This window comes from Aquimarina callyspongiae, assembly GCF_034322225.1.
Taxonomy (GTDB): domain Bacteria; phylum Bacteroidota; class Bacteroidia; order Flavobacteriales; family Flavobacteriaceae; genus Aquimarina.
The window spans coordinates 130,002-154,438 of record NZ_JAXLPA010000002.1 but is presented as its reverse complement, the minus strand read 5'-3'; the positions used below and the strand labels follow the sequence as shown (position 1 = coordinate 154,438).

At 31.9% G+C, this 24,437-nt stretch carries 18 protein-coding genes; 14 read left to right on the top strand and 4 right to left on the bottom strand.

All coding sequences use genetic code 11. The features are described 5' to 3' along the window. The first annotated feature begins 15 nt into the window (after nucleotides 1–15). The 8 genes from U0D62_RS07750 (at nucleotide 16) to U0D62_RS07715 (ending at nucleotide 14,144) form a co-directional block, all read left to right on the top strand. The gene (locus tag U0D62_RS07750; protein WP_322195182.1) at nucleotides 16–3,780 is read left to right on the top strand and encodes a DUF3857 domain-containing protein; all 3,765 of its coding nucleotides are present in this window, start codon (nucleotides 16–18) and stop codon (nucleotides 3,778–3,780) included. Between the two features lie 174 nt (nucleotides 3,781–3,954). Further along, nucleotides 3,955–4,242, top strand: a complete 288-nt coding sequence (locus U0D62_RS07745) for a hypothetical protein (RefSeq protein ID WP_322195179.1) — start codon at nucleotides 3,955–3,957, stop codon at nucleotides 4,240–4,242. A 135-nt stretch (nucleotides 4,243–4,377) separates the two neighbouring features. After that, nucleotides 4,378–6,759: an Ig-like domain-containing protein gene (locus tag U0D62_RS07740; protein WP_322195177.1), complete on the top strand. Its 2,382-nt coding sequence runs from the start codon at nucleotides 4,378–4,380 to the stop codon at nucleotides 6,757–6,759. Nucleotides 6,760–6,902: 143 nt separating this feature from the next. Further along, the gene (locus U0D62_RS07735) at nucleotides 6,903–7,442 is read left to right on the top strand and encodes a DsrE family protein (RefSeq protein ID WP_322195175.1); all 540 of its coding nucleotides are present in this window, start codon (nucleotides 6,903–6,905) and stop codon (nucleotides 7,440–7,442) included. A gap of 4 nt (nucleotides 7,443–7,446) precedes the next feature. Next, entirely contained in the window at nucleotides 7,447–8,739 is a 1,293-nt protein-coding gene (locus U0D62_RS07730; RefSeq protein ID WP_322195173.1) for an amidohydrolase, read from the top strand. 5 nt (nucleotides 8,740–8,744) lie between these two features. Beyond that, on the top strand, nucleotides 8,745–10,304 hold the full coding sequence (locus U0D62_RS07725; RefSeq protein WP_322195171.1) for an FMN-binding glutamate synthase family protein: 1,560 nt from the start codon (nucleotides 8,745–8,747) through the stop codon (nucleotides 10,302–10,304). Between the two features lie 67 nt (nucleotides 10,305–10,371). Further along, entirely contained in the window at nucleotides 10,372–10,890 is a 519-nt protein-coding gene (locus U0D62_RS07720; protein ID WP_322195169.1) for a DUF7935 family protein, read from the top strand. A 392-nt stretch (nucleotides 10,891–11,282) separates the two neighbouring features. After that, on the top strand, nucleotides 11,283–14,144 hold the full coding sequence (locus tag U0D62_RS07715) for a PKD domain-containing protein (protein ID WP_322195167.1): 2,862 nt from the start codon (nucleotides 11,283–11,285) through the stop codon (nucleotides 14,142–14,144). A gap of 82 nt (nucleotides 14,145–14,226) precedes the next feature. Here the strand turns inward: U0D62_RS07715 and U0D62_RS07710 are convergent, their stop codons facing one another. From U0D62_RS07710 to U0D62_RS07700, 3 genes are read right to left on the bottom strand one after another with little or no spacing between them, the layout of a single operon-like run. After that, nucleotides 14,227–15,150, bottom strand: coding sequence for a patatin-like phospholipase family protein (locus U0D62_RS07710; RefSeq protein ID WP_322195165.1), 924 nt, complete (start codon nucleotides 15,148–15,150; stop codon nucleotides 14,227–14,229). 1 nt (nucleotide 15,151) lies between these two features. Then, on the bottom strand, nucleotides 15,152–16,045 hold the full coding sequence (locus tag U0D62_RS07705) for a patatin-like phospholipase family protein (RefSeq protein WP_322195163.1): 894 nt from the start codon (nucleotides 16,043–16,045) through the stop codon (nucleotides 15,152–15,154). Between the two features lie 9 nt (nucleotides 16,046–16,054). After that, the gene (locus U0D62_RS07700; RefSeq protein WP_322195161.1) at nucleotides 16,055–18,139 is read right to left on the bottom strand and encodes a M1 family metallopeptidase; all 2,085 of its coding nucleotides are present in this window, start codon (nucleotides 18,137–18,139) and stop codon (nucleotides 16,055–16,057) included. A 154-nt stretch (nucleotides 18,140–18,293) separates the two neighbouring features. Between U0D62_RS07700 and recG the strand changes: the two genes are divergently transcribed. The 5 genes from recG (at nucleotide 18,294) to U0D62_RS07675 (ending at nucleotide 22,579) form a co-directional block, all read left to right on the top strand. Continuing rightward, the gene (gene recG, locus U0D62_RS07695; protein ID WP_322195159.1) at nucleotides 18,294–20,396 is read left to right on the top strand and encodes an ATP-dependent DNA helicase RecG; all 2,103 of its coding nucleotides are present in this window, start codon (nucleotides 18,294–18,296) and stop codon (nucleotides 20,394–20,396) included. Between the two features lie 204 nt (nucleotides 20,397–20,600). Next, the gene (locus tag U0D62_RS07690; RefSeq protein ID WP_322195158.1) at nucleotides 20,601–21,140 is read left to right on the top strand and encodes an RNA polymerase sigma factor; all 540 of its coding nucleotides are present in this window, start codon (nucleotides 20,601–20,603) and stop codon (nucleotides 21,138–21,140) included. A 6-nt stretch (nucleotides 21,141–21,146) separates the two neighbouring features. Further along, nucleotides 21,147–21,572 carry a hypothetical protein gene (locus U0D62_RS07685; RefSeq protein ID WP_322195156.1) on the top strand — a complete coding sequence of 142 codons (426 nt, stop codon included), beginning with the start codon at nucleotides 21,147–21,149 and terminating at the stop codon, nucleotides 21,570–21,572. Nucleotides 21,573–21,597: 25 nt separating this feature from the next. Next, nucleotides 21,598–21,816 carry a hypothetical protein gene (locus U0D62_RS07680; RefSeq protein WP_322195154.1) on the top strand — a complete coding sequence of 73 codons (219 nt, stop codon included), beginning with the start codon at nucleotides 21,598–21,600 and terminating at the stop codon, nucleotides 21,814–21,816. Nucleotides 21,817–21,874: 58 nt separating this feature from the next. Further along, nucleotides 21,875–22,579: an FAD-binding oxidoreductase gene (locus U0D62_RS07675; protein WP_322195152.1), complete on the top strand. Its 705-nt coding sequence runs from the start codon at nucleotides 21,875–21,877 to the stop codon at nucleotides 22,577–22,579. A gap of 27 nt (nucleotides 22,580–22,606) precedes the next feature. Here the strand turns inward: U0D62_RS07675 and U0D62_RS07670 are convergent, their stop codons facing one another. Next, complete coding sequence (locus tag U0D62_RS07670; RefSeq protein WP_322195150.1) at nucleotides 22,607–22,978, bottom strand: hypothetical protein; 372 nt, start codon at nucleotides 22,976–22,978, stop codon at nucleotides 22,607–22,609. A gap of 124 nt (nucleotides 22,979–23,102) precedes the next feature. Between U0D62_RS07670 and xerA the strand changes: the two genes are divergently transcribed. Next, on the top strand, nucleotides 23,103–24,236 hold the full coding sequence (gene xerA / locus U0D62_RS07665; RefSeq protein ID WP_322195148.1) for a site-specific tyrosine recombinase/integron integrase: 1,134 nt from the start codon (nucleotides 23,103–23,105) through the stop codon (nucleotides 24,234–24,236). Nucleotides 24,237–24,437 lie beyond the last annotated feature (201 nt).

Here is a 24,437-nt window from a genome sequence, read left to right as displayed (position 1 = left end):
ATAACCTACAGAATCATGAAGAAATATTACTTCTTTACAGTGCTTTCTGCACTTATTTTTTGCAATACGTTTGCTCAATCTTTTGATAATTATTGGAACGAAGTTTTACTCAATAACAGAAAAAAAGCTATTGAATTATTTCAAGAAAAACCTTCAAAAGAGAATAATCTTGAACACTTACTTACAGAACAAATCTTAAGAGCTGAGGATGGTATTTTTAATCCTCCTAAAGATTTTATAGGCAATTTAACCTCTTTCAAAGATTATCAATATTATGTATATGCTCTATGGAACAAAGAGTTTTTATTCAATGATTACTTAAAATCAGGATTCAACCTTAGTAATATTAATGCAGTTGAGCAATTATCTTCTAAAAAAGTAGAAAATCAAACAATACAAGAAGCGCTTATCTATCTAAATTCTGTAGTTGCACGATTTCAAAATGATTGGGATAAATATTATGAAAACCAACAAAAATTAACTGCCATAAGAGAATGGCAATTCTGTGGTGTTTTTGAAAATTTAAATAATAGCGGATTAGATATTATTTATGCTCCAGAAAAGAATGCGATAAGTACAGAAGATTTTAATGCCAATAGCAATGGTTTTGTTAACTGGTATACACCTACTGAGCTTAAAAAAGAAGCATATCAATTCTTTACTAATCATTCTGAATATGGGTATGGTGTAAATTATGCTCAGACTTTTATTAAGTCTTCAAATGACCAAAGAGTTTTTTTAAGATTAGGAAATTCTGGAAACTTCAAAGTTTGGCTAAATGATATTGTTATTTATGAAAACACTAAAGATGTAATAACAGATTTAGACGCCTATAATGTTGAAATTAATATTCCTAAAGGCAATAACAGATTACTTATCAAAAATGCTGAAGGTAATAGTGCTAGTTATTTTATTGCCAGAATTACAGATAAAAAAGGGTATCCTATTCAAGACTTAAACTATAGCGATACTTATAGCGAGTATAACAAGAGTACTATCAAGGATATCAATCCTGTAAAAATAACCCATACTGTTGAGGAGTTTTTTTTAAACAAAGTAAAAGAATCACCTGACAATTTCTTTTATACCTATTGTTTGATTCATACATACATCCGAAACGCGAGGTACGAAGAAGCCAAAAAGTATCTAACTCCAATATTAAAGAACTACCCAAAAAGTTCGATCATAAGAAAACTAATGATTATCAATTATGAGTTTGAAGAAGATCGAACCTCGCTACAAGAGTTGGTAAAAAATCTAGAACTGGACGATGAAGAATACTATTTATCATTGCTTTACCAGTTTAGAGATCGATCTAAACTTTCTAGAATGGATATTGAAAGTCTTGAGAAGTTCTTTAATAAGTTATCCAATGCGACCGATTATAAAATAATGTCTCATTCTACCAATATCATTCTGGCAGTTAGAAAATCAGATAAAACACAAATTAAAAAGGAGCTTGACGATCTAATCAAAATAGCCAAAAAAGAAAAATGGATAAAAATATTGAATGCATACACAGCTTTATATTCTAAAGTTTTGGGAGATAATGACAAAGAATTAGAAGTTTTGGAATACATAACGAATAATTACTTTGATTACTCTTCTAAAAAGAAATTAGCTCGAATTTACAATAAACAAAATAAGCAGGATAAGGCATTATCAATACTCAAAAAAATGTATCAACCTCTGATAAACGATAACTATTTAGCAGAAGACCTTATCAGACAACTCCATAAATATGAAAAATATAAAGAGTCTTTACCTTATATAGAAAAAGCTTTAAAGAACTATCCATACTCCTATAAAATGTATAAATATAAAGGAGATGCATTGTTACAATTAAAAAGAAAAGATGAAGCTTTAGCTGCATATCAAAAATCATTATCGCATAACAGTAACAATTCTTCTCTAAGAAAAAAGATTCAGGATCTACTTAACAAAAAAGATATTATTGAATCCTATACTACAAAAGATGGATATCAATATATTAATACAACAAGAGGAAAAGAATTAAATAACAGCTATGGCTTTAATATCCTGTTAGACGAAATTGTTATGCTACTATATCCCGAAAGTGGAGGTAAATCTAATAGTTCTTTTATTTACGAAATCACATCAACAACAGGAGTAGAACGTTTTAAAGAATATGATCTTGGGCTTTCAGGAAGTTATTCTATCATAAAATCCGAAATTATAAAGTCTGATGGATCTATTATCCCAGCAGAAAAAAGTGGTTCCAAATTTGTTTTTAACGGCCTGGAAATTGGTGACGTAATTTATATTAATTATGAAACTCGATTTAGAGGTAGCGGTAGGTTTTATAGAGATTTTATAGACTATTACCAATTTGATTCTTACCATCCTTGTGTAGAGACCAAGTATATTTTGCTTGCTCCTAAAGGAAGAAAAATACAATACCAGGTAATGAATGGAGATGTAGTATATACCAAAGAGACCAAAGATGATTATGACATCTACAACTGGAGTCTTAAAAACAATACCCCTTTAAGTCAAAGTGAGTATTATATGCCCAGTGATGTAGATGTAGCCAGGTATTTACACCTTAGTACAATCTCCAGTTGGAATGATATTGCCTTTTGGTATTCGGATTTGGTAAGATCACAAATGATTTTTAACCCACAAGTAGAAAAAACATTTAATACTATTTTCCCTAAAGGAACTGCATCTTTAACTCAAGAAGAAATTGCCAAAAGGATTTATGAATATATCATGAAAACTATGAATTATAGTCACGTGAGTTTTAGACAAAGTGGATACATCCCACAAAAACCTTCTAAAACTATCCTAACAAAACTAGGTGATTGTAAAGATTTCTCTACCCTATTTGTTACACTTGCAGAAAAAGCCGGGCTGGCTTCTAATCTGGTTCTTATACTTACTTCTGACTATGGACAAAATGCAATGGTGCTTCCTAATCAAAATTTTAATCATTGTATTGTAAAAGTTATGATAGACGGTAAAGAACAATTTCTTGAACTAACCGATAAACATCTTCCTTTTAAATCTTTACCTATCTCATTACAAAATGCTACGGCTCTAGAAATTCCTTTTATCACCACAGGTAACACAAAAAAATATGATCTATTTAAATTAAAGAATGTATCCAGAACCTCATCTGTATTCACAAACAGAATTGATGTGAACATAAAAGAGAATTTACAAAGTTTCAAAATTCAATCATCCCTTAAAGGTTCAGTTTCTTCTTATTACAAAGGTTTATTTAAAGAACCAAGCTATGAAACACTCAAGAAAAGTGTGCAAGAAACTTTTGGGTCTACATTAGGTACTAATATTAAGATTGATACTGTTTATCAAGTACAATCTAATTCTAAAAAAGATGATCTCAATTTTGATTTATTAGTAACTTCTAAAGAAAAGATTAATAAAATAGGAGAAACCAAAATTATTCAACTTCCTAAAATAACCAATGCATATAGTAGTGATATCATAAATACTGAAAATAGAAAATATCCGATTGAATATATCCAATATGAAACTATTGATCATTATATTACTCATTATAATGTGCATATTGAACCCAATCAAAAATTTACAGAAATACCCAAAAATCAATCTTATACATATAAGAACCATTCATTTAAAATAGATTATACCTTAATAAAGTCAAATCATTTAAAAGTCAGTATTGAATCCAAAACAGATTTAAAAAACATACCAATTAAAGAATATGATGAATTTAAAAAGTATGTAACAGCTGTTTTAGAAGCAAAAGATACATTTATTGGCTATAAATAAATTAGAATAATTTATTCTTTATCAGAAGAAGCTTTTTCTTACTTTGTTGATAAGTTTTATCAAAAAATATCGTTGAAATACATAATTATAAGTTAAAATACACTATATTTGATAAAATCAAAATCCTAAAAACATATCAACTCAGGAGAAAAACACTAACATAATTCTGATACTATGGCCCCAAACACAAACGTACAACCAATTGAAAAAGAACAAATTAGATTTTTAAACTTCCCAAAAGAAGATGTTTTGAATAAAAGAAAAGATCAGATTGATCGTTTTTTTGAATTACAACGAGCTCTTTCTCTTGGTAATCTTGAACATCAAAAAGTAAGAATCATCTTTGTAGATGATCAAGGTTTCAAAAGAGTAGAAACTACCATTTGGGGAATTACTGATAAAGAGGTAATTCTTAAAAAATCTACAATAATCCCCTTAGAAAGAATCCTAAGTATTTCATAATAAAATCAAAAATTCCTTTGCCGAAAACTCTCAGTGTTATCTTAAAAAGATAGCGTCTGAGAGTTTTTACGTTAAAAAAATACTTAACTTTACCTCCTCCCAATTTTTGAACCACAAAACTTAACCTTATATCAAATGAATAATATTAAATTATTAAAGCATTTGCTATTGGTCATTGTCATGATTAATAGCACCTTTGTTTGTAGTCAATCAAACACTTCTCAATTAATTTCAGAAAATCAAGACACATTTGTTAATAGTTTGTTGGCTTCAAAAAAATCAGAAGCCCTCACTCTTACATTTCAGGATCAAATTTCTTTAAACTTAAAACTTAACATACATGTTCAGAAAAATGAGAGCCAAACATTTATAGGAACTGTTAATCAACAAAAATTATCAAGCTTCACTATTACTAAAGACAAAAACACATTAGAAGGAACCATTATTTTAAAAGGTTTAAAACAAGCTTTTAAAATTTTTACCGATGTAGATAACAAAGTATATCTCAAGGAAACTGATATTCATGATGTTTTATGTATAGATTTTGAAGACGTTACAAATACAGAAGAAGAAAAGTCTGGAGCTACATTTTCAAAAATGCCCCCACAGTTAGAAAGTCTTCCCGGAGCACCAGGTATTATCTATTTGGATTTTGATGGAGAAGTTGTATCTGGAACCAGTTGGCTTGGAGGAGCTACAATTAATGCACAATCACCTAACTTCTCTGATCAAAAGATCACAGAGATATGGAAAATAATGGCCGAGGATTTTCGACCTTTTAATCTCAATATAACAACCAGAAGAGATCTTTTTGATGCTGCTCCAAAAAACCGTAGAATGATGTGTATCTTCACACCTACCACAGATGCTGCTCCTGGTTCTGGTGGAGTTGCTTATTTATGGTCTTTTAGAGCAAATAACGATAATCCTTGCTGGGTATATAACCTATCAACGAGAGCAGCTGGTGAAACTGGATCTCATGAAGTAGGTCATACATTAGGATTATCTCACGATGGTGTACCAGGAACCACTTATTATGCAGGACACGGACAATGGAGTCCTATAATGGGTTGGAGTGCCAGTAAACCTATTGGTCATTGGAGTAAAGGAGAATACACAAATGCAAATCAAACTCAGGATGACATTGCAATTATTGCAGGAACATCAAATAACGTCGGTTTTCAAGATGATGATCACGGAGATGTTATTACAGAAGCAACCCCAATAGTGGTAGAAACAAATGGAAACGTTTCTTCAACTCAAAACTCTGGACTTATTAGTATGAGTAGTGATAAAGATATTTTCTCTTTTGTGGCCGAAACAGGAAATGTATCTTTCTCCTTTAATCCGGATCCTGATTATCCTAATCTAAACATACAAGCAAGACTATTAAATGCTCTTGGAGAAGAAGTAGAAATCTCTGATCCAGCTGGATTAAATGCTTCTTTTGATCTTAATCTTACAGGAGGTACTTATTTTATAGAAATTGATGGTGTTGGAGAAGGAACACTTGCTAATGGATATTCAGATTATTCATCTTTAGGTAATTATTTCATTTCCGGAAATTATACTCCCGGAAATAATAATCAACCACCAGTTTCTAATTTTGAAGCTCAAACAGATTGCTCTACAGTAGCTTTTACCAGTACAACAATAAACAATGTAGATACGTATCTATGGAATTTTGGTGATGGGGTCACTTCTAATGAACAAAATCCTACACATCAATACAATGCAAGTGGTGTTTTTACAGTATCACTTACCACTTCTAATACTGCCGGACAAAACACCAATGAAAAAGTAGACTTTATCACTATCAACCTTCCTGGACAACCGATTGCTGAAGATCAAAATATTTGTACAGGAGAATCCGCTTCTATTACTATGTCAGGAAGTAATGAATATCAATGGTATGATTCACCTACAGGTGGTAATCTATTGGCTACAGGAGCCACTTATCAAACTCCGGAGTTAAATCAAACACAAACGTACTATGTTACTGGAGCTATTGGTAACTGTTTAACAACTTCAAGAACTGCTGTACAAGCCATAGTTTCTGAAAATCCTGCGCAACCAGTAGTTTCTATTAACTCTGATCAAAACTTATCTATTGACACTCAACACGCCTCATATCAATGGTATCTAGATGGCATCGCTATTACAGATGCTAATCAATCAGAATATCTACCAGAAGATGTTGGTGATTATACCATTGAAGTTTTTAACGAAGTAGGTTGCAACAGTGTTTCTGAGGTTTTTAATATTGACCTTTCTCAATTAAACTTAAGTCAGGGAACAAGTGTCTTCAGATACTATCCTAACCCGAACAATGATGATAATATTTTACATATCGATGGACTTACAGTAAATCAACATACTTTGAGAATTGTAAATTCTTATGGACAAATTATATTAGAAACTACTCCAAATTCAGAAATGGATGTTTCTGCTTTATCACAAGGATTGTATATGGTTCTTATTAATAATAAACCTATAGGAAAATATATAAAAAGGTAATTTTTAAATTATTTATTTTAAAATACTTAAAGCATATTTCCCTCTTTGGAAATATGCTTTAAGTATTTTAAACCGGATTCAAAATCTAATTTAACTTTCCTTTAATAGATTTTTGAATATCTTTAGGAGCCAAAAATTAAAACTTGAAACACACAAACTCTTTTTTAGTTGTAATTTTATTACCACTATTTGCACTTGGTCAATCAAAACCTATACCTGGTAAAATAATATCAGAATATGGAAAAACCTACCAGGTACAAGCCCCTGATTTTAAAACGGATATTCATAGTGATCTAAAAGCTGTATTTGATATTGGTCGTTCTTTTAACGATAGTACAAAAGTAAATCCATTGATAAATACTGCTGCCAGATATCTTAATATGCATACAGAATCGGGAGTGCCTTTTAAAAATTTAAAAGTGGCTTTAGTTATACATGGTTCAGCAGCATTTGATATTTTAAATAATCAAATGTATAAGAAGAAGTACGGTATTGATAACCCCAACGCTCCTTTGATAAAAGCTCTATCAGAAAAAGGTGTTCAAATTATTTTATGTGGCCAAACTGCGGCTTACCGTAAGATTATAAAAAAAGATGTTTTACCCGAAATACAATTTGCGTTATCGGCAATGACAGCTTTAGTGCAACTACAAAACAATAACTATAGACTCATTAATTTTTAACCCAATGAAAAGACGTACGCAATTTACCCTATTCATAATCTCCCTTATTTTCTGTGGTGTACAAGCTCAGAAAATTGACCCTAAAGTCAAAACAATCGCAGAAGGATTAGAAAATAAAGTAATCGAATGGAGAAGAGATTTTCATCAAAATCCTGAACTCTCTAATCGCGAATTTGAAACTGCAAAAAAAATAGCAAAACATCTTAAAGATCTTGGGATGGAGGTTACAGAAAATGTTGCTAAAACTGGAGTTGTTGGAATCTTAAAAGGTGAACAAGAAGGAAAAACAGTAGCTTTAAGAGCAGATATTGATGCCTTACCGGTAACAGAACGTACTGATGTTCCTTTCAAATCCGTAGTAAAAACGACATTTCTTGATACCGAAGTAGGAGTTAGTCACGCTTGTGGGCATGATACTCATACGGCTATATTAATGGGGGTTGCAGAAGTTCTCAGTAAGAATAAAGATAAAATCAAAGGTACAGTTAAGTTCATTTTTCAACCTGCAGAAGAAGGTCCACCACCAGGAGAAGAAGGTGGTGCAAAATTAATGATTAAAGAAGGGGTGCTTAAAAATCCTGATGTAGATGCAATTTTTGGTTTACATATTAACTCAGGAACTCCTGTAGGAATGATTCGTTATAAACCAGGAGGAACGATGGCAGCGGTAGAGCGTTTTGTTATCAATGTTAAAGGAAAACAAACACACGGTTCTGCTCCTTGGACAGGAGTAGATCCTATATTAATATCTGCTAAAATTATTGATGGCCTTCAAACAATTATCAGTAGAGAATCTCCTTTAGTAGATGAAGCAGCTGTAATTACCGTAGGTAAAATAACTAGTGGCGTACGGTTTAATATTATTCCTGAAAGTGCAGAGATGATAGGAACCGTAAGGACTTTAGATCCTAAAATGAGAGAATTAATTATTCGAAGAATGAATGAGATGGTTCCTGCAATTGCAAAAGCTTATGGCGGTGAAGCCAAAATAGAGTTTCAGAATAACACCTCTATTACTTATAATGATCCCGATCTGGTTCAAAAAATGTTACCTACCATAAAAGGTGTCGCCGGAAAAGAAAATGTACTATTATCAAAGGCAACTACAGGTGGTGAAGATTTTTCATATTTTCAAGAAGTAGTGCCTGGTTTTTATTTCTTCCTTGGAGGTAAATCTCAAGGTACCAAAAAAGCAGCTGCTCATCATACCCCAGATTTTTATATTGATGAAAGTGGTCTGTTATTAGGAGTAAAAGTAATGTCTCAAATAGCTATTGATTATCTTAATGCACAATAAATAAAATGGAAAGTATTCTTGATTTTTTAGGCTCTGTTTCATGGTGGATATGGATTCTTATAGTCCTTGTTTTGATTGCTTTAAGAGATATCTTTTTTAATCGTAAACATACTATAAGTCATAATTTTCCTATTATTGGTCACCTAAGATATATGTTAGAAAGTATAGGGCCAGAAATACGTCAATATTTTGTAGCAAATAATAGAGAAGAACTTCCATTTAATAGAATTGAAAGAAGTTGGGTATATGCCTCTTCTAAAAACGAAAATAACTATGAAGGTTTTGGAACCGATAGAGATATTTACCTTCATCAACATATTTTTGTAAAAAACTGTATGATTCCGTTTAAAATGGATAAGAAACATCCTAATAAAACGGATAAAACGTTTTTACCCTGCGCAAAGGTTATGGGATTACACAATCAACGTAAAAAACCTTATCGACCTGGTTCTATAATTAATGTTTCTGCTATGAGTTTTGGGTCACTATCAGCAAAGGCTATAGAATCTCTTAATATTGGTGTTCAAAAAGCTAATGCTTATCATAACACGGGAGAAGGTGGTCTCTCTCCTTATCATAGCAATGGCGGTGATGTCGTTTTTCATTTCGGAACAGGGTATTTTGGAGTTCGTGATGAAAATGGAAATTTCTCTATGAAAAAGATAAAGGAACTGGTACAGAACAACCCATTTATCAGAGCAATAGAAATAAAACTTTCACAAGGAGCTAAACCTGGAAAAGGAGGCGTACTTCCGGGAGCTAAGATAACTCCCGAAATTGCAAAAATTAGAGGTGTACAAGTTGGAAAAGATGTACTTTCTCCATCAGCGCACACCGCTTTTACAAGCGTTCCTGAACTATTACAATTTATAGAAGATATTGCCGAAGAAACCGGGTTACCAGTTGGTATTAAAGCAGCAATCGGTAAAACTGAACAATGGGAGTTATTAGCAGAATTAATGGCAAAAAGTAATAGAGGACCTGATTTTATTGCCATAGATGGTGGTGAAGGAGGAACAGGAGCTGCACCTCCAAGTTTTGCTGATCATGTATCCTTGCCATGGGTATATGGATTTACAGCAATTTATAAAATCTTTCAAAAACACAATCTCACAGAACGTGTTGTATTTATAGGTAGTGGTAAACTAGGTTTTCCTGCCAAAGCTGCAATGGCTTTTGCTATGGGAGTAGATTGTATTAATGTTGCAAGAGAAGCCATGATGAGTATTGGTTGTATTCAGGCACAGATTTGTCATACCAATCGATGCCCTAGTGGAATTGCGACTCAAAGTAAATGGTTACAAAACGGAATCAATATTCCTCTAAAATCTGATAGGTTATCTCAGTATTTTAAAACATTTAGAAAAGAATTTGTTGAAATAACCCATGCTGCCGGATATGAACATCCTTGTCAATTTAAGATGAGTGATGTAGATCTTAATGTAGATGATGGCGAACTTACAAAGACGCTTGAAGACTCTTTTAAATATTCAAAAACTCCTGTTGAATATACATGCAATCAAGATTTAAAAGATTGTACGTATCTTGGTGGTCAATACAAATAATTATCTTAAAATTGCTCTATTCTAAGTTAGTCATAAACTCTAAGTATTAAAACAATAAAATAAACGAATGGAAATAGAAATCATTCCCTTAATATTATCTCTAATACCTGCATTATTTGTTGCAGTTTTATCTTTTGCCTTCTTTAAATTGCACACCTCAAATGAAGAAAGAAGACGAAGGTTTTTATTACATAGAGAGAACCAAAAGCAATCTCTCCCATTAAGGCTTCAGGCATATGAACGTATGGCATTATTTATGGAACGAATTTCTCCAGGAAAATTGCTTACTAGAATTGCTCCCATTGATCAAGAAAAAAAGAGTTATGAATCCTTATTAATAAGTACTATTGAGCAAGAGTTTGAACATAACTTGGCGCAACAGATTTATATTACTGATGAATGTTGGAATATCATCAAAGCTTCAAAAAATGGAGCTATCGCTATGATTCGAAAATCTGGCTTGAATGATGACATAGATTCTGCTGATAAAATGAGAGAATCAATTCTTACCGAATTAATAGAAAAAGGTGCTCCTACTGATACTGCACTAGTTTTTATCAGAAATGAAGTCTCTGATCTATTGTAAAATTATATCACGTAGTTTATTGTTTTAAATTCTTATTCTAAAGTTTTTCTATACATTATTAAGAAATACTCAAGGATATTATATAAATATTCTTGAATTTGGATCTGGAGAAATCTCAAAAACATCTTCTTCTGATTAAAAAAAGTAGTCTTAAATAATGTTAAAATTAATCTTACAACACCTCCTACAAAGGATTTATCTATTTCCTATTCTACGGGCAATCCGTAGGTATAAAAGAGTAGGAATAGCAAATATTACCATTCATAATTTTATCTTAATTAACTATAACACACTTTTAATCAAGGTAATAAATTAATGTTTTAGTAGTTATACGGTTTTATCAACTAAATTTTTAAACCTAAAAAAAACTTAACTACACACAAACTCAAAAAATGAAACCCTTAAGATTAACTCATCAGCTGTTTTGGGATAAACCAAAAACGGAAAAGATTCACGTTCCCTCATTTTACACAATTATATTTTTATTATTTTTTGTAAATCAAACAATCTTTTCGCAAGAACAAACTTCTTATTCATTAGGAAATGAAAATGATTTTAGTCAAACATTAATGACACTAAAATCTAACGCTATTACACTTAAAATATCAGAAACGGAGACTCTCAAAGGTCTCATCACTTCTAAAAAAGGAGATCCAACGAACTATTCTGTCATAGGATTGATTGGAGACCTAAGTACTTCAACCTTCAGCATATCCAAAAATAAAGGTATCATTGAAGGAGAAATTATATTACTAAATAAGAAAAAAGCATATCGATATTACTCTGGAGACAACAATGATCTTTATATCAAAGAAGTAGACATCAATCAGGTACTATGTCTTGATTTCGACAAAGTAGAAGAGCAAGAAAAAGATACAGGAACTTTTTCAGGAAAAGTTCCTGACTTACAAAGTCTTCCTGGTGCTATCGGAACCGTATACCTTGACTTTGATGGAGAGGTAGTAAGCGGTACGCGATGGGTAGGTGGAGGAACCATCAATGCTCAACCATCAGGATTTAGTGATCAGAAGATTACTGAAATCTGGAGAATTATGGCAGAAGATTTTAGGCCTTTTAATATTAATATCACCACCAATAGGGCAATTTATGAAGCTGCCCCACAAAATCGTAGAATGATGTGTATCTTCACTCCTACTACTGATGCAGCTCCAGGTTCAGGTGGTGTTGCTTATCTCAATTCTTTCTCTTCTAACAACTATGATGATCCTTGTTGGACCTATAATTCTGGAACTCGATCTGCCGGAGAAACAGGTTCTCATGAAGTAGGTCATACTTTAGGATTATCTCACGATGGAGAACCAGGAAATACTTATTACGCAGGACATGGACAATGGAGCCCTATAATGGGTTGGAGTGCAAGTAAACCTATTGGTCACTGGAGTCGTGGTGAATATGCTAATGCTACAGAAAACGAAGATGATATCGGAATTATATCTGGAACCCGTAATGGTGTAGGGTATAATCAGGATGATCATGGTGATGTTATTTCTGAAGCCAGCGAATTACTTGTCGATGCTGATGGTAATGTAAATGCATCTCAAAATTCAGGATTGATTGCTACACGTGAGGACAATGATGTATTTTCTTTTGTGACTGCAGGAGGAGCTGTCAATTTTGATTTTCAGCCAGATCCCCACTACCCTAACCTAAATATTGAAGCCAGGATTCTTAATGCTTTAGGAGAAGAAGTAGCTACTTCTAACCCTTATCAGGATTTAAGTGCAAGCATTTCTACAGATCTAGCTGGCGGTACATATTTTATAGAGATTGATGGTGTTGGTGAAGATGATGTATTCACCGGATATTCTGACTATTCTTCAATAGGTTTTTATTCTATCTCGGGTTCTTATACTCCAGGTAATAATAATCAACCGCCTGTTTCAAATTTTGAAGTAATTATAGAATGTGATATCGCAACTTTTAGAAGTACTTCAATCAATACTGTAAGTTCTTATTTATGGGATTTTGGAGATGGTACGACCTCAACTTCTCAAAACCCAGAACACACCTATGCAGATAGTGGTCAATATACAGTGTCATTGTCTGTTACAAATGATGTAGGTAGCGATACTAATACCAAAAACAATATTGTAGATATAACCATAGCATCCCTACCCGATAGTGTTAATGAAACAGTATGTAGTGGATCATCTGCTTCTCTAACTCTATCTGGAAGTAATGGGTATATCTGGTATGACCAGGCGCAAGATGGTTCTATTATTACTACCGGAAACACCTATGACACTCCTGCATTAACACAGAATCAAACCTATTATGTATCAGGAACTACAAAACCTATTATTAATACCAACGTGGGAATTGAAAATATTGATTCTAATTCTGGAGATATTCATAGTGGAGGATTCTTTCTGGTATTTGATGCTGTAGAATCTATTTTATTAAAAAAAGTAAAAGTTTCTGCTCAAGGAACAAAAGACAGAACATTACAACTAAAAAATGCTAATGGTGATATTTTAAGTACTAAAACTATTAATATCCCTGATGGTGAAAACATTATTGATATTGATTTAACGATCCCTTCAGGAAATAATATGCAAATAGGTTTTACTGAAGGTGCTGACCTATTCAGAAACAATCAAAATATTAACTATCCTTATGAAGTATCTAATGTAGTAAGTATCAAAGAAAGTACTGCTTCTAGTAATCCAAGTGGTTTTTATTATTATCTATATGATTGGCAAATCACTACTCTGGGAGAATGTGAAACTGATAGTCGTACAGAGATTACCGTAACAGTTTCAGAAGCACCAGAAATACCTTCTATTGCTCTTAACGAGGATACTTATGAGATTACAACAACAGGACAGTATTCTGGATATCAATGGTACCTGGATGGGCAAGCTATTTCTGGAGCAACTAATCAAAGTTATTTTGCAGAACAACCTGGATTATACACTCTTGAAGTTTTTAATGCAGCAGGATGTAGTTCTATTTCAGAAGGTCTTCTTATAGAAACACTTTCTATAGATACACCTGATATAGCACAAAATATATCTATTTATCCGAATCCTACTAACAAAACACTTTATATTAATGGATTAGATGAATCTATGGATATTTATAGTGTAAAAATTGTAAATATGCTGGGACAAATTATTACTAAGCATAATACCCTTGTCACATCGGTTGATACAACCAATCTTGAAGAAGGTCTTTATTTTCTAGTGATCAACAATAAAATGTCTAAAAAATTCATGAAATATTCTTTATAAATTTCTGAATAGTTAATAAAAAACCGAATGTTGGCACATTCGGTTTTTTTATACTTTCGATTTTCTAAAACAACTAGTCAAACTAACCAGCCATATCAATATCCTTGATTTTATTCTCTTCGGCTTGTTTTGCTTTTTCTGCAGCATAATCAAACCCTTGCCTCCACCAATTACTCATTAGCTTTTTATTAAAAACCAATGAGTTTTCTGTAAGCTTAGAAGGTGTATAATAAAGGTTTAAAGGAACTTCCTTATTAATAGCTGCTAATTTACCAACTACAGTATCATGTCCTTCTACCTGATCTAACATATAGCTAAACAAATTGACCATTAACGAAAAAGGATTTTTACCCAGGACTTTATTATGTTCCATATTTTCAGATTCCAGAATAATAGCATCTACTTCTGTGGCTCCTCTTCGTATAGCTTCTCTAATTGGTACCATACATCCAAAACCTCCATCAGCATATTCGCACCCATTTTTAGTAACTAAACTCATAAAAGGTACATAATTGCAGGAGATCCATATCCAGTCACAAAAATCCTCATAAGAAAAATCATTTATAGATTTATATTCAGTAGTATTTCTGGTAAGGTTAGATACGGTGACCACAATATCTTTTACATTTTTTTTTGCTGCTTCAAACTCTGCTTCAGAAAAGTTTCTTCTTATGTTTCTTCTAAGATTTTTACTTTCTCCAAAGGTACGTTTACGTTTTAAAAACTGAAGTAAGGTGCTAAAAAAGTTTATAGATACAAATTCTCGATTTCCTTTTTTTCTTAAAACGAAAGGGTTAACATTAAAAATGGTATGTTGATTTACATTGGTATATATATCATATACCTTATCAACATTTCCTAATGCCAATTGTGGAATTAATAGACTTCCTGTAGAGGTTCCCAGAAAAAGGTCATATTTCCTGCCTTCTTCCTGTATCAGGTATTGAGCTACGCCACCAGCGTATGCTCCTTTACTACCTCCTCCAGAAATTACTAGTGCTCGCATATTATAAGGGGTTGGATGTGTTTTTTTCTTTTGCAAATTCGTATCCTCTGGACCACCATTTGGTCATCTTCTCTTTATCAAAAATTAACGAATTTGTCGTCAATACTATTGGTGTGTAATATAAGTCCAAGGTTACGTCTTCTTGTAACGCTTGAAATTTACCTATTCGAATATTTTGAGATTCAATTTGGTCCATCATAAAATTAACCATATTGGTAATCAATGAAAAAGGATTTTTTGTCGGCATACGATTTATATAATTTACTTCTGTCTCCAATACGATCACATCTATCTCTTTTGCTCCTCTTCTAATGGCTTCTTCTATAGGTACCATTGATCCCAATCCGCCATCTACATAATCACAATTGTTTTTTCTCGCAAGACTCATAAACGGTGGATAATTACACGATATCCAAATCCAATCCAGAAAATCTTCATAAGTACAATCTCTAATCGATTTGTATTCTACAACATTTGCAGACAAATTAGTTACAGTAACCACTACATCACTATCTCCAGATTTAATATTTTCAAAATCCTCATTAGATATAGCATTACTTATTAGATCTCTTAAATTTCTACTATCACCAAAAGATTTTCTTCCTTTTAATAAATTACCCAAAACATTAAAATGATTAATGCTGATATTATCATACCCTCTTTTTTTCTTAATTATAAAAGGGCAATTTCTAAATATAGATGATTGATTTACTGAAGTATAGAACTCTTTAATTTCTTTGATTTTGGATAATGCCAAATGAGACACCAGCAAACTTCCTGTTGATGTTCCTAATAAGAGATCATACTTCCTACCTAAGTCTTCAATTAAATGTTGTGCAACACCTCCTGCAAAAGCTCCTTTACTGCCTCCTCCAGAAATTACCAATGCACGCATATTTTAAGACTATGGGGTTAGTTTTTTTTGTAAAAAATCTTGTTGGTTTTGTGGTAAACCTGACATTAAAACTACGTATTTCTTTTTATATTTTTCATTCTTCAGCAAATTATCAAGTATTTTTCTGCAAGAATTCCTGAAACGCCAGTTATGATGTGTTGCACCGTCTACAAGATCCTTTAATGATTGATCAGAAAAAGCCTGTAAACTCTCTAGATATACCAGAGCATTCTCTCTGGTAGTAAAATGATATTTAGGAGAACTATAACTTGACAATTCTCTATAAAACTTTTGATGTTGTGCAGTTTGATAGTCACCTGTACTTAATGCCAGAACCAACCACAGTATTCTTACGTTTTTATCATTAAAACCTATAATATCTTTTGTTTGATCAAGGTATTTTTCTCGATCCTCAGTAAAATTAGCCCACAAATGATATAATGCTGGTTCTATAGTTGCGTAGGACGGGTCATCCAGTAAAGATTCATAAGCTTCTTTTAGATCTCTTGGGATCCTTTGTAAAGTTGTAGCGATCGTCTGACGTACGTATAGATTATTTGTTTCAAAAGCTTTTTCATACAAGGCAATTCCTTCAGGAGATGTTTCTCCTTCTAATTGATATACAACTTCTTGCCCTATATAATCATTTAACGGAAAACCAAGAGCCGATGCTAATGTTCCCCACTTACCAGCCAAAGGTTGTGTGCGTTCTTGTGCCAGATTAAGGTATTTCTTTATAAACGGAGATTTTGTTAGGATATCCAATGCCTTCTGAGAAGGAAACTTTACATTCTCTAACCAGCTTTTTTTATACTCAGAAAGTTGTTTACCACTTACCTCTTCTGCAACGGCTATAAAATCATCTGTCGTTGCATTCTTAAATTTATATTTCTCCAGATAATTATGAACAGTAATCTTAAAACTGGTTTCTCCTATCAAATTACGTAACGCATGAATCGCCCAAGCACCTCTTTGATAAAAGGTCAATGAACTAGCTTTAGGGTTTAAAAGAGATGTAGCATCTGGTGTTTTTGATAACTCAGTTAATTGTTCTGCACTTTCGTATAGCTTATACAAAAAATATTCTTCGCCAAAAATTTCCTTCTCTACAAGTAAGGCGTAATAGGTAGCAAAACCTTCTTGTAACCAATGATGTGTTCCTTCGGCTTCTGTAACCAGATCACCAAACCACTGATGTGCTAATTCGTGAGCATTAACATTTACATAGTTTCTGTCATTAAAAGCTATTTCATCTACTAGAAAAGCATCAGAAAATATAGTCGCACTTGTATTTTCCATTCCTGCATATAAAAAGTCTTTTACAGGGATTTGTTTATAGTTTTGCCACGGAAAAGCATACCCTATTTCTTTTTCAAGAAAATCAAACATACGTTTGCTATGAGCATATGTATATTCATATTTATTTTTCTCAGATGGATAGTAATACATTTCTAATCCTATCCCGCTTTCAGAAGTTTCTACTTCCTTCTCATATTTACCAATAGCTATTGCAACCAGGTAACTACTCATAGGATGTTGCATATCATATTGCCAACTTTGAGTGGTTTCATTTAAAGAAGTAGATTTAACAAGTTTTCCGTTAGAAATCGCCTCATATCCTTTTTCATAGTTGATTGTGAGGTCAAATTCTACTTTTTCTTTCATTTCATCAAAACTGGGTAACCAATTAGATGTATATTTTCCTTGCCCTTGTGTCCATACCTGATCATTACCTTCATAATCTTTTACAAAATAAAGTGCTTTTTTAGGCTTTGCTATGTATTTGATGGTAACCGAATGATTAGAACCTTCAGAAAAACCCGAAGCAATGATGATTTTCTTATTATCATATGTAAACTTCGTCTTTTTTTCATCCAGATGTACTTCTTTAACCTCCATAGATTGTGCATCTATATATATTGAGGCAGTGTTTTGCAATACTTTAAAAGTATAGACCACTTCCCCATCTACAGTTTTTGTTTTAGCATCAATGGTAACGGTTACCTGACCTTTTAAGAAATCTACAGCATCAGTTTGCTGGGCAACACTTCTTAAAGAAACTAAAAAAAGAAATACATAAAAAATAACTCGCATATCTATCTATAATCAAATGTTCTGCCAAAATAACGAAATTAACCTGGTTATGTGGCAAGTTTTATTACGAAGCCTTGCTTCTTCTTTGTTTAAATTGTCTTAAAGCTAAAACCAAAACTTTGAACTTTGCAATACGAAGTATATCTTCGTTTTAATGAACCCGAATATTTTACAAACTCCAATTGATTATCTGAAAGGTGTAGGTCCGTCACGTGCAGATTTATTACGATCAGAATTAGGGATTCATACCTATCAGGATTTAGTGAATTTATTTCCGAATCGATACATTGATAAAACCCAATATTATAAAATCAACCAATTACAACGTACCTCTGCTGAAGTTCAGATTGTTGGAAAAATCGTGAATATCAAAACAGTTGAACAAAAACGAGGTAAACGATTAGTTGCCCGTTTTATTGATGATACCGGAGAGATGGAACTGGTATGGTTTAGAGGACATAAATGGATACGTGAAAACTTAAAACTTAATACCCCTTATGTCATTTTTGGCAAAACCAAATACTATAATGGTTTTAATATGCCTCATCCTGACATGGAGTTATTAACTGAACATGAAAAAAATCTAAGAATTGCGATGCAGCCAGTGTATCCTTCAACAGAAAAACTTTCTAACAAAGGAATCACTAACCGAGTAATGATGAAGATGATGCAGCAGCTATTTACAGAAACAAAAGTTCGGTTTTATGACACGCTTTCCCCTGAAATTCTCGAAGAGCTTAAACTGATATCCAAAAGCGAAGCCGTTTTTAATATCCATTTCCCAAAAAATCAGGAGATACTGGCTAAGGCACAATATCGTCTCAAGTTTGAAGAATTATTCTACATACAACTACAACTCATCACCAAAAAACTAATTCGGAAACAAAAAATCAAAGGATTTCCTTTCACTGAAGTAGGCGCATATTTTACTGATTTTTACAATCATCATTTGCCTTTTGAACTTACAAATGCTCAGAAACGAGTAGTAAAAGAAATCAGAAATGATATCGGTAGTAGTGCACAAATGAATCGTTTATTACAAGGAGATGTAGGTTCAGGAAAAACCATTGTAGGTTTAATGTCTATGTTACTGGCTATTGATAATGGTTTTCAGGCATGTTTAATGGCTCCTACTGCTATTTTGGCCAATCAACATTATTTAGGTATTAAAGGACTTACTCAAGATCTTGATATTAATATAAAACTATTAATGGGAAGTTCTACTGCTAAAGAACGTCGTGAAATTCACCAGCAATTAGAAGAAGGTTCTCTACATATACTAATCGGAACACACGCTATATTAGAAGACAAAGTACAATTTAAAAACCTCGGACTTGCTATTATAGATGAGCAACATCGCTTTGGAGTAGCGCAACGCTCAAAACTATGGCATAAAAACACGTATCCACCGCATATCCTGGTTATGACAGCAACACCTATACCTCGTACTCTGGCTATGAGTCTATATGGTGATCTGGATATATCGGTTATTGATGAGTTACCACCAGGTCGTAAAGCAATAAAAACAGTCCATCGATATGACAGTAATCGTCTTAAAGTATTCAAATTTATCGCTGATGAGATCCAGAAAGGAAGACAGATTTATATCGTGTATCCATTAATTCAAGAATCAGAAGCTATGGATTATAAAGATCTTATGGATGGTTATGAAAGCATTGCTCGCTCCTTCCCCACTCCAGATTATCAGATCTCTATTGTACATGGTCAAATGAAACCGGCAGATAAAGATTATGAGATGGAACGTTTTGTAAAAGGCGAAACACAAATTATGGTTGCTACTACTGTAATAGAAGTTGGTGTAAATGTTCCAAACGCCAGTGTTATGATTATAGAAAGTGCAGAACGATTTGGTTTATCTCAATTACATCAATTGCGCGGGCGTGTAGGACGTGGTGCAGAACAGAGTTTTTGCATTTTAATGACCAGCCATAAACTTTCTTCAGATAGTAAAACCAGGTTAGAAACTATGGTTAGAACCAATGATGGCTTTGAGATTGCAGAAGTGGATTTAAAATTAAGAGGCCCTGGCGATATCATGGGAACTCAACAAAGTGGTGTTTTAAATCTAAAAATAGCTGATATTGTAAGAGATAATGATATTCTTAAAACGGCAAGGTATTATGCTATGAAAATTTTAAAAGAAGACCCTTCTCTTGCCTTAGAAAAGAATAAGGTTATTTTATATACCTATCAACAATTAGCCAAGCACAAAAATATCTGGAATTACATCAGCTAATTTATGATAAAAAAAGTATGTAGACTATATTACATATAACCTTATAAAGATCTATATAACAACTACAAGAACACTTATATTTTTTTATTTTAAATCATTATTCATACTAACTGAAGAAATTGTTTTCGATTTTTTTATAAAAAAATGCAATAGATCTAAAAAGTATCGTCTTTTTAATCAAAGGCCCTTCATAAAAGGTTTTAAATGAACTCGGAATCAGATAACAGTAAAAAACTTAACGATTTTTTTAATAAAGAATATCGATCTCTTAAGATTTACGTGAATACCCGAATAAGGGATTCAGTTAATCGAAATGCAGAAGATATTATACAAGATGTTGCCTTAAAACTATTTACAGGAGCAGACCGGTATGCGCCTATAAATAATGTAGCTGGTTTCGTATACAGATCAATAAAAAATAGAATCATTGATATTATGCGAACAAAACAGGTGAATCCAATCGAAATTGATGATGAATTTTTAGATTTAGCAGAAGTGCTACAACAATCAACAACAGATGGTTATATATCAGAAAAAACGGTTTCTATTTTAAAAAACAGTATCAAACAACTTAATCCAAAATATAGAGATATCATTATTGCTGTAGATTTTGAAGGGTATACATATAAAGAAATTTCTAAGGAAACAGGAATTCCAGAAGGAACATTAATGTCAAGAAGACATAGAGCTATAGGCCTATTATATAAACAAATAGAATCAGAAATAAATAAGCATAAAAAATAAAATATTATGAAAAACTTTTTCACTCATAAACTAAGAAAAAAATCCCCTATCGAAATTGCTGGCATGATCATTTTTGGTATCATAGCCATCACAGGATTAGCCATATTATTTGGTTTTGTTATTATGTGGTTATGGAATTGGTTAATGCCAGAAATTTTTGGACTTACGACACTCTCTTACTGGCAAGCTGTTGGCCTATTTATACTGTTAAAGTTATTACTAGGAGGTATAGGCGGTGGTAGCAAAAAATCATCCAAACATCATGACGAAAAGTGTAAAACAGAATCAAAAAGAAGTGATTTTTCTAAATGGAAGCATTATGACAAGTTTTGGGAAGAAGAAGGAGATGAATACTATAAAAAGTATCTGGAACGTATCAAAAACGAATCTAAGTCAGAATCTGATACTGATACTGAAACAAAATCAGATTAACTCTCACTACCCTAAATATCTAATTATGAAATTATTATTGTTTCGAACAGATATCAAATCAAAGAAAAAGGTTAAATACATAAAATCTATTTTCAAAAAATATTCTGATATTTTGAGATGGTCTGTTGATCTTGAAGATATTGATAATGTGCTCAGAATAGAAGCTACAACTAATATAACAGAGGATGATATTATTAAAATGGTTAGTACCCATGGTTTTTATATTAAAACGTTACCTGATTAGTAAATACTTATAAAATAAGAATGTTTTAAAAATCAATTTTCTTCAAAATATCTCTAGAATGATAGAAAAAATATTAAAAATTGTATTAAATGAAGGTACACTGATAAACAAAAGAGAAATAGCTAACAATGTGTATCATCTTACTATCCAAAGTACTTTTATTCAGAAATTAAAATATACGCCAGGACAACATATTAGAGTGTATGTTGGAGAAAAATCTAATGCTTCTGGTAAAGACAATATAAGAACATATTCTATATGGAATATCGAGCGGGATTTAAATAAAATTCATGTGGCAGCCTGTTGTCATACCTCAGGCCCCGGAAGTACCTGGGTAAAAACAGTCGAGATTGGTGAAAAAGTATTCTTTTCAAACCCTAAAGGAAAATTCATTATTGATGATTCTTTCACTAACTATTACTTCATAGGGGATAATTCTGCTTTAGCACATTTATATGAAATTAGACGAAGCTTGAAAGAAGATAAGAAAATGACAGGTATAATCTATTCGGACAGTTTAGATCAATTATTTCCGGATATTGATAAAACAACTCCTTTTCAATTTTATGAGTTCTCAGAAAATCCGTTCGATACTATTTGTAATTTAATCAATATAGATCAGAATAGTTCTAGTGTTTATTATGTTGGGGGTGATGGTAGACTTTGTATCGAATTAAATAATTATCTAAAAAGAAAAGGATTAAGCAGAAAATCTATAAAGGCAAAACCTTTTTGGATGCCGTATAAAAAGGGTTTAGAGTAATAAACATATCAGGTTACATATGTTTTTTTATTTCATATACTCCTGCCAATGAATTAAAATGTATTTTTCTTTCCCTTTTTCACGTTTATAAAGGAATCCATATTCATAGCAAAATAAATACGTTTGACTATTGTTATTTTTCCAATAGTGAGTAAAATATTTAGGATTAAAACCTTCTTTTATTAATTTTTCTTTTCGTACGGTTGCAAGACCTGCTTTATTATATCTTTTAAGAAGTTTTCTGTTTTTCTTTAGTTGCTTATCGATTTTCTTAAATAGAGTAATTTCATTATCTCTACTTGTTTTATAATGGTACGCTGATTTACAGTAAGATGTACAAAATTTTTTATCCACTCTTCCAACTAGTTTTTCTTTATAATAAAGACACAATCTACCCATCTTATTCTTTATTACACGTGTCTTTTATTTATAAAATGTTACCCGTAGAATTAAACGTTTATTATACGTTTAATTCTACGGGTATTTTTGACATTAGTTTTTTAAGTAGGGATATTTGAAAATAATGAAGTCTCTCAATAAGCATATTACTTTAAAACATCTATTAATCGATCAACAAAAAAAGATCGGATTACAGTATTATCAGGACAAAATCATAGATGCATTATTAAAAAACCTTCCTGACATAAAATGGAGTGAAGAACATAGGATGTCATATGTTGTAAATACTACAGAAAACTTACATCTAATTTTTGACCTATTTAAAGGAGTTGCCTGGGTAAATTGCAATTACTTATTTAAAAACAGGATAATTAACCCTGAAAACGAAAATCCTAATACAAAATGGTTTAAAACCAGAAAGGTATCCAAAGTATATGGATCCTGCCCAGAAGATTATTTACAAAAGTTAGAATTAAAAAGATATGCAGATAATACAATTAGGAATTATGTTGCCGCATTTGAAACATTTATTAATTATTATAGAGATAAAAAATTACTAGAAATCAATGATAAAGAAATTAGTGAATATCTTCAAAAAATCATAAAAAATGGTAAATCAAACTCTTATATAAATTTAACTGTAAACAGTATTAAATTTTACTATGAAATCGTTTTAGACATGCCTAATCGGTTTTATGATATTGAAAGGCCCAGAAAAGAAAAGCGATTGCCAAAAGTATTATCAAAAAAAGAAATCCTAGATATCATAAAACATACTAATAACATCAAGCACAAATGCATTGTTGGTCTTTTATATTCTGCAGGTTTACGAAGAAGTGAATTATTAAACTTAAAACTTACTGACATTGATAGTAAACGTATGTTAATTAGGGTCGAACACGCCAAAGGTAATAAGGATAGATATACTTTACTCTCAGAAACTCTTCTAAAGGATTTAAGATTGTATTATATACAGTGGAAACCCAATCATTTTTTATTTGAAAGTCCAAAAGGTACTAAATACAGCGCCACCAGTATCGAAAAAATTATTATCAAATCTTCTCAAAAGGCAGGGATTTATAAAAGAGTTACTCCACATATGTTGAGACATTCATTTGCCACACATCTTTTAGAAAATGGAACTGATATTCGTTATATACAGGTTTTATTAGGTCATAGTTCTAGTAAAACAACAGAAATATATACTCGTGTAGCCACTAACAATTTGCAATCGATTAAAAATCCCCTAGATTTGTGAATGACATAAAAGAAATATACCACATTGGTATATTCAATTGTTGGCAACAAGCAAAACAAACTGACACTTTGACACGAAAATTAGGTTAAATTTTATATTTGTGTGAATTATCGTTTTGGCACAATTTTTAGACATTTAGTTGTATATATATACAATATTAACAATTTGAATAAAAATACACTAAATATGAAAAGAAAACTT

Coding starts and splice junctions, on each gene's coding strand:
- U0D62_RS07750 (WP_322195182.1), top strand. CDS start 16: ATGAAGAAATATTACTTCTTTACAGTGCTTTCTGCACTTATTTTTTGC.
- U0D62_RS07745 (WP_322195179.1), top strand. CDS start 3,955: ATGGCCCCAAACACAAACGTACAACCAATTGAAAAAGAACAAATTAGA.
- U0D62_RS07740 (WP_322195177.1), top strand. CDS start 4,378: ATGAATAATATTAAATTATTAAAGCATTTGCTATTGGTCATTGTCATG.
- U0D62_RS07730 (WP_322195173.1), top strand. CDS start 7,447: ATGAAAAGACGTACGCAATTTACCCTATTCATAATCTCCCTTATTTTC.
- U0D62_RS07725 (WP_322195171.1), top strand. CDS start 8,745: ATGGAAAGTATTCTTGATTTTTTAGGCTCTGTTTCATGGTGGATATGG.
- U0D62_RS07720 (WP_322195169.1), top strand. CDS start 10,372: ATGGAAATAGAAATCATTCCCTTAATATTATCTCTAATACCTGCATTA.
- U0D62_RS07715 (WP_322195167.1), top strand. CDS start 11,283: ATGAAACCCTTAAGATTAACTCATCAGCTGTTTTGGGATAAACCAAAA.
- U0D62_RS07710 (WP_322195165.1), bottom strand. CDS start 15,150: ATGCGAGCACTAGTAATTTCTGGAGGAGGTAGTAAAGGAGCATACGCT.
- U0D62_RS07705 (WP_322195163.1), bottom strand. CDS start 16,045: ATGCGTGCATTGGTAATTTCTGGAGGAGGCAGTAAAGGAGCTTTTGCA.
- U0D62_RS07700 (WP_322195161.1), bottom strand. CDS start 18,139: ATGCGAGTTATTTTTTATGTATTTCTTTTTTTAGTTTCTTTAAGAAGT.
- recG (WP_322195159.1), top strand. CDS start 18,294: ATGAACCCGAATATTTTACAAACTCCAATTGATTATCTGAAAGGTGTA.
- U0D62_RS07690 (WP_322195158.1), top strand. CDS start 20,601: ATGAACTCGGAATCAGATAACAGTAAAAAACTTAACGATTTTTTTAAT.
- U0D62_RS07685 (WP_322195156.1), top strand. CDS start 21,147: ATGAAAAACTTTTTCACTCATAAACTAAGAAAAAAATCCCCTATCGAA.
- U0D62_RS07680 (WP_322195154.1), top strand. CDS start 21,598: ATGAAATTATTATTGTTTCGAACAGATATCAAATCAAAGAAAAAGGTT.
- U0D62_RS07675 (WP_322195152.1), top strand. CDS start 21,875: ATGATAGAAAAAATATTAAAAATTGTATTAAATGAAGGTACACTGATA.
- U0D62_RS07670 (WP_322195150.1), bottom strand. CDS start 22,978: ATGGGTAGATTGTGTCTTTATTATAAAGAAAAACTAGTTGGAAGAGTG.
- xerA (WP_322195148.1), top strand. CDS start 23,103: ATGAAGTCTCTCAATAAGCATATTACTTTAAAACATCTATTAATCGAT.